The organism is Streptomyces sp. HSG2, from assembly GCF_016598575.1.
GTDB lineage: Bacteria > Actinomycetota > Actinomycetes > Streptomycetales > Streptomycetaceae > Streptomyces.
This window is the reverse complement of record NZ_CP066801.1, coordinates 356504-368372: the sequence shown is the minus strand read 5'-3', so window position 1 is coordinate 368372 and position 11869 is coordinate 356504. Positions and strand designations below refer to the sequence as shown.

The window sequence follows — 11869 nt, the reverse complement described above, 5'->3', positions numbered from 1 at the left end:
GTCGCCCCGTTCCGTGATCCCGGCGCCGTCAGTCGGGTCGGCCTTCGGCGATCCCGTCGCGGCTCCGCCGCAGCCGTGCCCGCACGAGCAGCGCCCCCACGAAGCCGGCCACCAGCCCCCACACCACGGCCAGGCCGAGCGCCCGCCAGACCCGAGGGCTCAGGAAGACGTCCCCGGACAGGGCTCCTTCCAGGTCCCCGATGCCCCACACCGACAACCCGTAGTCGGCGCTGATCCGCCCCATCAAGCAGATCATCAGTACGGTGAGGAACAGTGCCACCGCCATGCGGACGGCGTTTCGCCAGGCCGACGGCCGGCCCGGGGTACGGGCGGCCGTGACCGCCCCGGCCGCCGGCAGCAGCACCGCGGTGACCACCAGCAGCCACCAGGCCCGGCCGTCCTGTTGCGCCAGCGTGCCCAGGTCGAGCGTGGAGGTACCCGGACCGCGCAGCGCCTCGTCCAGGATGTGCGGCAGCGGCAGCGCGAAGGGCCCGTCCACGTGCCCGTCCCAGGCAGCGCCCATGCCGATCGTCAGCGCGGGCCACACCACGTTGGGCAATCCCAGGAGCAGCACGGCGAGGGTCCGCGTCGGATGGCCCCGCGTCCCCGCCACGACCAACCCGATCACCACGCCGATGGCCACGCAGGCAAGGAGAAGCGCCACCATCGCGTAGGCGACGGGCCGCACCGTCGTCTCCAGACGCGCCAGGGACGCCGGCAGAGGTGCCCGGCGGGAGACCAACAGGGCGAGAACCAGCACCCCGGCGAGCCACAGCAGTCCGAACAGCACCGACAGGGGGACGTCGGCCGCGAATCCCACTGTCGGCTCGATGCCGAAGAAGTCGGCGAGGTCGGCGGGCCCGGCCTCCTCCAACGGCACGTCGAAGGTCTGTCGGGCGGCCAAGGACAAGCCGATCAGCGCGATCAACCACAGAGCACCGAGCCGTGCCGCCCACACCGCCGCCACGCCCGGTTCGGCCCGGGTCCGGTGGCGCAGCGGTCGCAGGAAACCCCAGCCGATCACCAGCGCTCCGGTCAACGTGACGGAGAGGGGGATCACGGTCAGGGACGCCTCGGTGTCGACCAGGCCGCCCGCCTCCCCCGATCCGTTCACCACTCCGCCCACGGAGGCCACCATGGTCGCCGTGACCACCCGGGGAAAGGCGTTGTCGGGGAGGTCCGTCGCGCCGGCCGCCCACAGGCCGAGGCCGGCGACGACGGCCATGGCCAACAACCCGGCGAGGACCGCCCCGACGGCTTGTGGCCAGCCGCGGCCGGGGGAGCGCGGAGCGGCGGTCGCCGGCGAGGTCGGTGGGCTCACGGGGCCACGCTAAGCACGGCGGGCGCGCCCCGCCCGCCGACAGGGCCGTCCGTGTGGCCCCCACTGGGGAATCGAGCGGCGGGTCGCCGGTCCTCGCGGACCCCCTCCGACCGCGGCGACCCGGCGCGCTCCGCCCGGTTCCGCACCCGAAGCCGTGCCCCGGGTGGACCGCCCGAGATCCTCGCGGGCCAGTACTCTTCCGCTCCGGCGGCCCTCGCGGACGCACTCCCGGAGTGTGACGCTCCCCGCACTGTGGCAGCGGGGGACTGACCGACCGAGCCCGGGGTACCAGAGTGATGCGACGGACTCCGGTCGGTCGGTACCGAGAGAGAAGAGCAGTGATCGAGCACTTGGACGGGGCAGTGACATCGACTGGCTTCGACGTGCCCGTGGAACCGCTACGGCGGGCGGCACACTACACCGGCGAGCCCGGCAGCATCGCCGAGGCGCGCGCCTTCGCCTCCGCGTTCCTGGACCAGCTCAGGACGGAGTGGTGCGCCGCCATCGGTCCGCGGGTCGACGGAGCGGTGCTGCTGGTGGTCAGCGAGCTCGTCACCAATGCCGACCGGCACAGCGAGGGACCGTACATCCTGGAGCTCGAGGGAACCGACGCCGCCGTCTCGGTGTGCGTCTACGACAGCAGCGGGGTCGTGCCGCAGGTCTACCCTCGCGATCCCGAGCGGATCGGCGGGCACGGCCTGGAGATCGTGCGGGCTCTGGTCGCGGACATGGCGGTGGAGCGGGTGCCCGTGGGGAAGCGGGTGCGCGCGGTCATGACGCTCGACGGGTGACGGGTGGCGGCCCGGACCGGCCGCCACCCGACACCCGTCGGACCGTCAGGCGGCGCCCAACTCGCCGAGCATCCCCTCGCGCAGCCGACCGATGATGCGGCGGATCAGCCGGGACACGTGCATCTGCGAGCAGCCCAGCCGCGCGCCGATCTCCGCCTGTGTGGCTTCCTCGACGAAGCGCAGATGGAGGATGCGGCGATCTCGGTCGCTCAACTCCGCCATGAGCGGGGCCAGCGCGTGGAAGTCCTCGACCAGCCGCAGCCCGTCCTCCTCCACGCCGATGAAGTCGGCGAGCACGGCTTCCCCACCCTCGGGGCCGTCCCCGGTCAGCGCCGCGTCCAGCGAGGAGGAGTTGTAGCCGTTGGAGGCGATCTGCCCCTCGATCACCTCGTCCTCGGAAATGTCCATCAAGGTGGCCAGCTCGGACACCGTCGGCTCCCGGTCCAGCCGACCTGCCAGCTCCTCACGGGCCTTCGCGAGGTCCACGCGCAGCTCCTGCAGTCGACGCGGTACGTGAACCGCCCAGGTGGTGTCCCGGAAGAACCTCTTGATCTCGCCCATGATGTACGGCAGTGCGAAGGAGGTGAACTCGACCTCCCGAGAGAGGTCGAACCGGTCGATGGCCTTGATCAGGCCGATCATCCCGGTCTGGACGATGTCCTCCATGTCGTTCCCGCGCTCGCGGAAGCGTCCGGCCGCGAACCGGACGAGCGACATGTTCATCTCGATCAGGGTGTTGCGCGCGTACTGGTACTCGTGCGTGCCCTCCTCCAGCTCCGTCAACCGCCGGAAGAAGTGACGCGACAACTCCCGCGCGTCGCGGGGTGCCACGGCCCGGGCGTCCCGGACGTCCGGGAGGGGACCGCCGCCCGTGCCGGCCTCGGCGGTCTCCCCGACAACCTGTACCTGCGACTGGATCACGGCGGTGTCCACTCCCTCTCCCACGCTACGTCACGATTCGGTCTCACGAGGTCCTTCGCGGTCCGGATACCCCGACCCGGGCGCCGCATGCCCGCGAAACTCCCGACTGGCCGAAAACGTGCGGAGATTGAGAACGAGAATTCCGTTATGACTGTTTATGTCCGCGAATTCTCTCGGCTTCGTGCGCCTGTTTCAGGCGAACCGACGTGTTCTTCCGACGGCGAAACGCGGTGCGCGGTGCGGGGCGCGGCGACGCTCCTAGGCTGAGGAGGTGACCAGTCGAACCGTGAAACCAGCCGAGTCCCCACCGGTGTCCACCACCACGCCGTTTCGATCCGCCCCCCGGTCGCCCGCGGCTCCCGGTCCCCGCGAGCCGAGCGAATCGCCCGGGACGAGAGAGCCGCTCTGGCGCGACCTCGTCGGCGGCGTGTTGCGCCGGGAGCGCCTCGCCCAAGGGCGGACGCTGAAGGACGTCGCGGAGGCCGCCCGGATCTCGATGCCGTACCTCTCCGAGGTCGAGCGGGGACGCAAGGAGGCGTCTTCGGAGGTGCTCGCCGCCGCCGCCCGAGGGCTCGGGTTGAACCTGGGTGACCTGTTGCTCCGGGCCCACGTCGAGCTCGTTCCGCGTGTCGCCCCTCTCCGGGCTTCCCGCCCCGTCGCCTCGCGTGGTCGCCCCGAGGCGCTCTGCCTGGCTGCCTGACGCCGTCGTCGCCCCGGCCGGCCCGGCCGGGGCGACGACGTGATCAGCCTCCCGTCTGTCGCGATTCGAGGATCTCGTCGGCCAGTCCGTAGGCCACCGCCTCCGGCGCGGTCAGGACCTTGTCCCGGTCCATGTCCGCGCGCAGCGTCTCCGGGGCCGCCGACTCCAGGTGGAGGAGCTGGGCGACGACGACGTCGGCCACGTCGTCGATTTCCGTGCCGAGGAAGACGGTCCGCTCGGACAGCAGCCGGCTGAACACGTCGTAGGAGCGCTCGCCTCGCGGGGTCCGCTCCACGACGTGCGGAATCGTGTAGGACATCGTCACAGTCACATCCGCCGGCGCGACGCCGCGGGGCGCAGGTCCGCGAGGGAGTCCGTCACCTTGTCGACGAGCCCGTATTCCACGGCCTGCTCGGCGGTGAACCAGCGGTCCCTGTCCCCGCCCCGCGCGATGGTCTCCGGAGAACGACCGGTGTGATCGGCCGTGATCCGCTCGATCGTCCGCTTGGTGAACTCCGGATGGACCGCCTGGATCTCGACGTCCGAGGCCGTGCCCCCGATGCCCGCCGAGGGTTGGTGCATCATCAGCCGCGCGTGCGGCAACGCGTGGCGTTTGCCCGGTGTGCCACAGGTGACCAGGAACTGCCCCATGCTCGCCGCGAACCCCAGGGCCAGCGTGGACACGTCGTGGGGGATCAACCGCATGGTGTCGTAGACGGCGAGCCCCGCGTGCGCGGACCCGCCCGGGCTGTGGACGTAGACGCTGGTGGTTCCGGCTATCGGAAGTTGTGCGATAGACGCGCCGAGGTCGGCCCGAAGCACCCGGACCGACCTCGGGAAAGGTCGTCAGCGGCTGCAGCCCTCTGCGCAACCGCAGGTTCCTTCGGTCGTCGCGGCAGGGGCGTGAGCGGTAGGCGCGCAGCAGCCCTTGCCCTGCCAGGCGTCGCGGCCTTCCTTGACGGCGATGGCGGCGATGACGAGGGCGGCGACCGGGTCGGCCCAGGACCATCCAAGCAGGAGGTTGGCCAGCAGGCCGACCAAGAGCACGGCGGAGAGGTAGGTGCACAGCAGGGTCTGCTTGGAGTCGGCGATGGCGGAGGCGGAGCCGAGTTCACGGCCGGTTTTGCGCTGGGCCGCGGAGAGGAACGGCATGATCGCCAGGGAAAGCGCGGCGAGGACGATACCCGGGATGGAGTGGTCGGCTTCGCCGGTGCCTGTCAGTGCGCGGGCGGAGTCGATGCTGACGTAGGCGGCGAGCGCGAAGAACGAGACGGCGATGATCCGCAGGGTGCGCTGTTCGCGGCCTTCGCGGACGGCGTGGTCGCGGGCGGAGAACTGCCAGGCGACGGCCGCGGCGGAGGAGACCTCGATGACCGAGTCGAGGCCGAAACCGATCAGTGCGGTGGAGGAGGCGAGGGCGCCGGCGGTGATGGCGACGATCGCTTCAATGACGTTGTAGGCAATGGTCGCGGCGACGAGGAGGCGTATGCGCCGGGTGAGGGTGTCACGGCGGGCGGGGCTGGGGCCGAGGGATATCGCGGTCATTCAGCAGCAGCCCTTCTCGGTGGCGTCTGGGCAGGTCTTGTCGTCCTCGACGGCGACCACAGCCGTGCGCAGGGCGGCGAGCGCGTGGCCGAGACGTTCGTCGGCGAGTTCGTAGCGGGTACGCCGGCCGTCGGGAACGGTGACGACCAGGCCGCGGTCGCGCAGGCGGGCCAGGTGGTTCGACAGCCGGGTCCGGGAGATCTCCAGGGCGTCGGCGAGGTCGGCGGGGTAGGCCGGTGCCTCGTGCAGGGTGAGCGGGATGTGGCAGAAGATGGGGTCGGCGAGGGCGCGGCCGAACCGCGCCGGCACCTCGATGTCAGCGGCGAGTGTGAGCACGCCACGACAGTACATAGAATCCTGAATTCAGAGAAGTGTGGATTGTTGTCGGCGGGTGATGTCCGCGGCGTAGGTATGGTCCTGGCCGGCGAGACGGTGCCAGGTGCCGGCGGTGTTCTGGTGGTGCCGAGCAGGCAGCTGACGACGACCGCTGGCGGCTCGGAGGCTAGCTCGATCAGGGCGGTGTTCCGGGCCCCGCGGTCGGACGCCGGGGGGCCGGAGGCGGCTGGCCAGCCGCTTGGAGCTGAGGTGCTGTGCGGGGAGGCGCCCAGGGAACAGCCGGCGCTCGGCGGCGGTGTCCCGGGCCATCGTTTCGGAGTGGAGCGTACGGAGGTAGCCGTCCAAAGGCGGTGGCATCCGGACGGGGACCCTGCCGAGCCGAAGGGTCACCTCGTCACCGTTGATGTCCATGTGGCCGGTGGCGAGGGCGATGATGCGGGACGGCTCCTGGGCGAACAGCAGGGCAAGGAGTCCGGCCGCCTTGTCGGCCACGGGGATCTCCTCGTCGTGAACAAGCCGGTCGACCAGGCGCCACCGGGTGTCCTGGGCGATGAGCTGCCCGGTGAACCGAGGCGGAGATCTCGACGGTCAGCTTCCGGGTGTGACCCTTGCGGCTGGTCCAGACGAGGAAGCCGTTGACGCGGGGGCTGCGGGCGGGGTGGTCGTCCAACCACACGTCCTGAAGGTCCTGGGTGCACGAGCTGAGTGCGACTCCTCGCGCGTGGAGCCAGTTGAGCAGCCGGACCACCTGGATGACGTACGCGCGAACGCCGTCTACCCGGGCCTGTGTGACGCGCCGGCGGCGGGCGCTGGGTCCGTCCGCATTCGGGACAGGGTGGTGCGTGGCGCCGCAGGAGGAGCGGAGCGCCTCGCCGCCGGCCGTGCGGTAGGTGACCATGTTCTCGCGGCGACAGCCCACGCAGATCTCGCGCGGGCGGCTCTTGGGACAGCGGCCCGTCGTGGTCCGCCGTACTCACTCTCCCCGCCGATGTCCGTCCGGGTCGGGGACGCATCCTCCTCCGTGGCATCATCGGCGCCATGCGCGAACGTGTGGTGGCCGCCTGCGACGGGGCCTCGAAGGGCAATCCCGGGCCGGCCGGATGGGCCTGGGTCGTGGCGGACGAGAACGAGCATCCGGTCCGTTGGGACTCCGGTCCCCTCGGCTCCGCCACCAACAACGTCGCCGAGTTGACGGCGTTGGAGCGGCTGCTGGCGTCGACCGACCCCATGGTGCCGCTGGAGGTCCGGATGGATTCCCAGTACGCCATGAAGGCCGTCACCACGTGGTTGCCCAACTGGAAACGCAACGGCTGGCGGACCGCCGCGGGCAAACCCGTCGCCAATCGGGAACTGGTGGTGGCCATCGACGGGCTGCTCGCCGACCGGGCCGTCGAGTTCCGCTATGTCCGAGCCCACCAGGTCGACGGTGATCGACTCAACGACTTCGCCGACCGGGCCGCCGGCCGGGCCGCCGTCACGCAGGAGCCGGCGGGCAGCGCGCTCGAATCGCCGCCGCCCCCCGCCTCGGAGAACCCGCCCAAGGGCGGAGAGCGCCGACGGGGCGGAGGGGAAAAGAGCGGCGGATCGTCGCGGACGATCAAGGCGAAGTTCCCGGGGCGCTGCGCGTGCGGGAGCGGCTACGGCGCGGGCGAGCTCATCGCGAGGAACGACGTGGGGTGGGGCCACCCGGCCTGTCGGCGCGTCGCCGTCGAATAGGGCGCGCTTCGAAAGCCCGGGAACGAGGTGGCTCCCGGCGCGCTGCAGGGTCGACACGCGGTCCGGCCGCTTCGCCGCCGCGCACCGACTCGCGAGTCGGCACCGGAGGCCGGCGGCGGCGGGTGGCAGACTGCGCCCCATGGAACAACGAGTATTCGAACGGTCGGGTAGGCGGGCGTCGGTCATCGGCCTGGGCACCTGGCAACTGGGGGCGGACTGGGGCGCCGTCGACGAGAAGCAGGCCCTGGGAGTCCTGAGGGCAGCCGCCGACGCCGGCGTGACGTTCTTCGACACGGCGGACGTCTACGGCGACGGGCGCAGCGAGGAGACCATCGGGACGTTCCTGCGCGACCATCGGGGCTCGGACGTGACGGTGGCCACCAAGATGGGGCGGCGCGTCGAGCAGATCCCCGGGAACTACGTCCTGGACAACTTCCGCCCCTGGACCGACCGCTCGCGCCGGAACCTGGGCGTCGACACCCTCGACCTGGTGCAACTGCACTGCCCGCCCACCCCGGTCTACTCCCGAAACGAGGTGTACGACGCGCTCGACACCCTCGTCGAAGAGGGGCGGATCGCCGCCTACGGTGTCAGCGTCGAGACGTGTGCCGAGGCCTTGACCGCCATCGCCCGGCCTCATGTGTCCTCCGTGCAGATCATCCTCAACCCGTTCCGGATGAAGCCGTTGCGAGAGGTGCTGCCCGCCGCCGTCGAGGCCGGGGTGGGCGTCATCGCCCGGGTGCCGTTGGCCTCCGGCCTCCTCTCGGGGAAGTACACCGAGGACACCGTCTTCGCCGCCGACGACCACCGGGCCTTCAACCGGAAGGGCGAGGCCTTCGACCAAGGGGAGACCTTCTCGGGCGTCGACTACGCGACCGGCGTCCGGGCCGCGGCGGAGTTCTCCTCCCTCGCTCCGGAGGGCTACACCCCGGCCCAACTGGCGCTGCGCTGGATCGTCGGGCAGCCCGGCGTCACCACCGTGATCCCCGGCGCGCGCAACGCGGAACAGGCCCGGGCCAACGCGCGGGCGGCCCTGTTGCCCGCGTTGCCCGAGCGAACCGTCACCGCCATCGGCGATCTCTACGACCGGCGGATCCGCGAGCAGGTCGAAGCCCGCTGGTAAGGCCACGTCCGGGCCGGCGCTCGCCGGGCCGGACGACGACGTGCCTCACCTCGGGCCGCCGCCCGGCTCCCGGAAGGTCCGAAGGAAGGTGGCGAGCGCCCCCTCGTTGGCCGGTTCCCGCCAGTCGCCGGCCGGCGCGGTGAAGCGAAGCGAGAAGCCGCGGCCCTCGCCGATCAGGAAACCGCGGCCGAAGGTCCGGAACCGCGAGCCGTCGACCTCCGCGAGCCACTCCATGTCGGCGGCCCGTCGGCCCTGGTGGGTCGTTGCCCGAATCTCGCCCAGCCTGTCGTAGCCGGACGCGCTCATCAGTCCCGGCTCCACGTCGTCGCGCCAGACGGCCACCGGGTCGGGACCCACACGAGTGCTGTGGGTGACGGCCAGGGTGCGTGGGTCCCCTCGGGTCCCGAACACGATCCGGTACGCGAGGTCGGACACCCGCCGCGTGTCGATTCGCCGCCACCCCTCGGGCAGGGCCACCGAGAAGCCCTCCCGGGCCGTGTACGTCCGAAAACCGGCGGGAACCCCCGGGGACGACTCGGCCCCGGGCGAAGGCGCCGCGGAATCCGGACCGGGAGTGCCGGGCACCTCGGGCGAGGCCGGCGCGGACGATCGAGGCGGGAGGGGTGCGGCGGGGCCATCGGAGCGTGGCAGGCCGTGGGCCGTGGCCAACACCACCACGGTCACCGTGCCCGCGGCCAACGCGGTGCCGGCGAGCATCGCCCGGCCGCCGCGTCGACCGTCCGCCGGGATCGCCCGAGCACAGGGGTCGTGCGCCCGGGACCGGGTGGTCGAGGGACCGGGGCCATCCCCGATCGCCACCCGCCGGAGGGTTGCGCGGACCGTCTCGTGGTCCGGCCGGTCACGCGGGTCCGGGCGGAGCGTCCGCCGAACCGCCCTGCCCCACGCCCCGGGCCACACGCTCGGCCTCGGCCGGTCGAAGCCGCCGGGCCCGCTCCGTTCGGAGGCGGGCGGACGTCCTCGTGCCGTCGCGTGCAGGATCGCGCCCAACGCCCACAAGTCGGCAGCCGGTCCCGGTACTTCGCCCCTGACCTGTTCGGGGGCGGCATAGGACGGGGCGGTGAGGCGGGGGCGGGACCCGGTCCCGGCCGTCCCGAAGCCGGTGAGCACCACGCGGTCCCCGTCCTGGACGAAGACCTGCCCCGGACTCAGCTCCCCATGGGTGACGCCCGCCTCGTGGGCCGCTTCCAACACGTCGAGGACGCCGAGTCCGATCCGGGCGGCTCTGGGGCGATCGAGTCTGCCTCGTTCCAGAAGGAGTTCACTCAGCGGCGTGCCGCGTACCCACTCGGTCACCACCCACAGGGAGCCGTCCTCCACCATGGCGTCGATCACCGTGGCCACTCCGCTCGGGCACAGCGCACCCACCCTCCGGTGCGCCTCCACGACCCGCTCCGCCGCCTCCCGTGCCCCTCGCGCGCCCAAGTGCTCCGCCAACTCGATTCGCTGGACGAGGCACGGACGGTCCGTCTCGGCGTCCTCACCGGACCACGAGACGAGGTTGTCCTCCTGGTGGATCACCTGGAGGCGCCGATACCGTCCCGCGACCCACCTGTCTGCCGAGGCACGCGCCCTGTCCATGGCCATCCCTTGCTCGCGACCGTCGTCTCCGGTTCCTCCAGGTGTACGGCGGGCCGTCCGGGGAGCGTTCAACGCGGTCCCGCTCTCGATCCCGGCGTCGACGCGGATCCCGCGACGACCCGCACCCTCCGGCAACCGCGGGGACGGTGTGGGGAAGACTGTCGGGGCAGCATCGACCGTACACAGGGAGGATCTCCATGACGCGCCCGATCACGGCTGGGTGGGACGGTTCGAAGGAGAGTCTGGCCGCGCTGGCCTGGGCCGCCAGGGAAGCCGTTCGGCGTGACACGCCCCTGCGCGTGGTGCACGCCTGGCGATTCGAGCCACTCGACCAGGCCGGCCTCGGAGATCGGGACGCCCAGGAGGAGTGGGTGCTGGGGGTCGTGACGGAGTCGGTCCGGGCGGTCGTCGAGCGCCACACCGGTCTCGAGGTGTCGGTGGACGTCCTGGAAGGGGAAACCGTCGACACCCTGGTGACCGCGGCGTCCGCCTCCGCCGCGTTGGTGCTCGGTTCCCGGGGGCACGGCGGCCTCGTCGGCTTCCTGCTCGGCTCCGTAGGCCGGCAGGTGATCGCGGAGACCTCGCGTCCCGTCGTCCTGGTGAGGGCGGGGGACAGGGCCCAGGGGGAGGTGGCCGGCCACGAGATCGTCGTCGGGCAGCACGGCGAGCCCGAGGACAGCGCGGACGTCCTGCGGTTCGCCTTCGAGACCGCCGCCTCGCGAGGCGCCGCGGTCAGGGCGGTCCGTGCCTGGACGCTGCCACCGCTCTACGCCTACAACCAGGCCACTTTGAAGCTGCTCGACGAGGCGGGGGGCCTGGAGCCTCTTGAGGAGCGGGCGCTGGCCGCGGCGCTGCGGCCGTGGCGCGAGCGCTTCCCCGACGTGCCGGTCGTGGAACACGTGGAGATGGGCAGTGCCGGCCAGGTCCTGCTCTCGGTGTCGGGCCGGGCGCAACTCCTGGTGGTCGGTCGGCGGGCGCGCCGGACGGCGCTCGGAGCCCGTGTCGGCTCGGTCGCCCACGGGGTCCTGCACCACGCGGATTGTCCGGTCGCCGTGGTTCCGCATGTCTGATCGCGTCGGTCTCGGTGGCCCGGCGGCGGGACCGACGTGTCGGTCCCCCTCCCGGGGGCCGTCGCCGGCTCAGCGCACGCCGCGCGGCCGGAACTGTACGCTGATCCGCGGGCCCGTGGCGCGCGCGGTCTTGGGCACGCAGTGCTCCCACGTGCGTTGGCACGAGCCGCCCATGACGATCAGGTCGCCGTGGCCCAGCGACCGTCGGACCGGCGACGCCCCTCCCCGCGAGGGGCGGAGCAGCAGGTCACGGGGGGCGCCCACGGACAGGATGGCCACCATGGTGTCCTCCCGGGCGCCCCTGCCGATCCGGTCACCGTGCCAGGCGACGCTGTCCCGCCCGTCGCGGTACAGGCACAGCCCGGCGGTGGCGAAGGCCTCGCCCGACTCCCCGGCGTAGTGCGCCGTCAGCGCTTCGCGGGCCTCGTCGAGTACCGGATGAGGCAGCGGTTCGCCCGCGCCGTAGTAGGCGAGAAGCCTGGGCACGTCGACGACCCTCTCGTACATGGCGCGCCGCTCGGCCCGCCACGGCACCTCCTCGGCGAGCGTGGTGAACAGCCGGTCGGAGCCGCTGAGCCAGGCCGGTAGCACGTCGATCCAGGCACCCGCGCCGAGCGACGTGCGGCGTATACCGGCCAGGGAGGTCGGACGCGGGTCGTCGGACTGGTCGAACAGGGAGCCCTGGAGGTGGTGCGTGGACATGGGGACAGCGTACCCGCTATTCGAAAAAACGTTTGATTAAGGATG

The 11869-nt window shown here is 72.1% G+C and carries 13 protein-coding genes and 1 pseudogene; 5 read left to right on the top strand and 9 right to left on the bottom strand.

The features are described 5' to 3' along the window. Nucleotides 1–28: 28 nt before the first annotated feature. Complete coding sequence (locus JEK78_RS01165; protein ID WP_242483453.1) at nt 29–1225, bottom strand: streptophobe family protein; 1197 nt, start codon at nt 1223–1225, stop codon at nt 29–31. A gap of 434 nt (nt 1226–1659) precedes the next feature. On the opposite strand from JEK78_RS01165, the gene JEK78_RS01160 reads away from it, so the two are divergent. After that, the gene (locus JEK78_RS01160; protein ID WP_200262221.1) at nt 1660–2112 is read left to right on the top strand and encodes an ATP-binding protein; all 453 of its coding nucleotides are present in this window, start codon (nt 1660–1662) and stop codon (nt 2110–2112) included. A gap of 45 nt (nt 2113–2157) precedes the next feature. On the opposite strand, the gene JEK78_RS01155 is transcribed toward JEK78_RS01160, so the two are convergent. Further along, on the bottom strand, nt 2158–3045 hold the full coding sequence (locus JEK78_RS01155; RefSeq protein WP_200262220.1) for an RNA polymerase sigma factor SigF: 888 nt from the start codon (nt 3043–3045) through the stop codon (nt 2158–2160). A 259-nt stretch (nt 3046–3304) separates the two neighbouring features. Here JEK78_RS01155 and JEK78_RS23640 point away from each other — a divergent pair, with 259 nt between their 5' ends. Then, nucleotides 3305–3733, top strand: coding sequence for a helix-turn-helix transcriptional regulator (locus JEK78_RS23640; RefSeq protein ID WP_277953058.1), 429 nt, complete (start codon nt 3305–3307; stop codon nt 3731–3733). 43 nt (nt 3734–3776) lie between these two features. On the opposite strand, the gene JEK78_RS01145 is transcribed toward JEK78_RS23640, so the two are convergent. The 5 genes and pseudogenes from JEK78_RS01145 to JEK78_RS01125 all read right to left on the bottom strand — a co-directional run bounded on the left by JEK78_RS01145 (nt 3777) and on the right by JEK78_RS01125 (nt 6106). Then, nucleotides 3777–4052 (bottom strand): ATP-dependent Clp protease proteolytic subunit, encoded by a 276-nt coding sequence (locus JEK78_RS01145; RefSeq protein ID WP_200262219.1) that lies wholly within the window; start codon nt 4050–4052, stop codon nt 3777–3779. Nucleotides 4053–4060: 8 nt separating this feature from the next. After that, nucleotides 4061–4498 (bottom strand): annotated as a pseudogene (locus tag JEK78_RS01140) (ATP-dependent Clp protease proteolytic subunit); the annotation flags it as partial. Between the two features lie 81 nt (nt 4499–4579). Then, entirely contained in the window at nt 4580–5278 is a 699-nt protein-coding gene (locus JEK78_RS01135) for a cation transporter (protein ID WP_200262217.1), read from the bottom strand. Further along, a complete protein-coding gene (locus JEK78_RS01130) occupies nt 5279–5614 on the bottom strand; it encodes a metalloregulator ArsR/SmtB family transcription factor (protein ID WP_200262216.1) in 336 nt (111 codons plus the stop codon). Nucleotides 5615–5641: 27 nt separating this feature from the next. Then, on the bottom strand, nt 5642–6106 hold the full coding sequence (locus JEK78_RS01125; protein WP_200262215.1) for a hypothetical protein: 465 nt from the start codon (nt 6104–6106) through the stop codon (nt 5642–5644). 546 nt (nt 6107–6652) lie between these two features. Here JEK78_RS01125 and JEK78_RS01120 point away from each other — a divergent pair. Continuing rightward, the gene (locus tag JEK78_RS01120; protein ID WP_200262214.1) at nt 6653–7330 is read left to right on the top strand and encodes a ribonuclease H; all 678 of its coding nucleotides are present in this window, start codon (nt 6653–6655) and stop codon (nt 7328–7330) included. A gap of 139 nt (nt 7331–7469) precedes the next feature. Then, nucleotides 7470–8453 (top strand): aldo/keto reductase, encoded by a 984-nt coding sequence (locus JEK78_RS01115; RefSeq protein WP_200262213.1) that lies wholly within the window; start codon nt 7470–7472, stop codon nt 8451–8453. A 45-nt stretch (nt 8454–8498) separates the two neighbouring features. On the opposite strand, the gene JEK78_RS01110 is transcribed toward JEK78_RS01115, so the two are convergent. Next, nucleotides 8499–10052, bottom strand: a complete 1554-nt coding sequence (locus JEK78_RS01110; protein WP_347341198.1) for a serine/threonine protein kinase — start codon at nt 10050–10052, stop codon at nt 8499–8501. Nucleotides 10053–10249: 197 nt separating this feature from the next. On the opposite strand from JEK78_RS01110, the gene JEK78_RS01105 reads away from it, so the two are divergent. Then, nucleotides 10250–11122, top strand: a complete 873-nt coding sequence (locus JEK78_RS01105) for a universal stress protein (RefSeq protein ID WP_200262211.1) — start codon at nt 10250–10252, stop codon at nt 11120–11122. Between the two features lie 69 nt (nt 11123–11191). Here the strand turns inward: JEK78_RS01105 and JEK78_RS01100 are convergent, their stop codons facing one another. Beyond that, nucleotides 11192–11824: an alpha-ketoglutarate-dependent dioxygenase AlkB gene (locus JEK78_RS01100; protein ID WP_200262210.1), complete on the bottom strand. Its 633-nt coding sequence runs from the start codon at nt 11822–11824 to the stop codon at nt 11192–11194. Between the last annotated feature and the right edge of the window lie 45 nt (nt 11825–11869).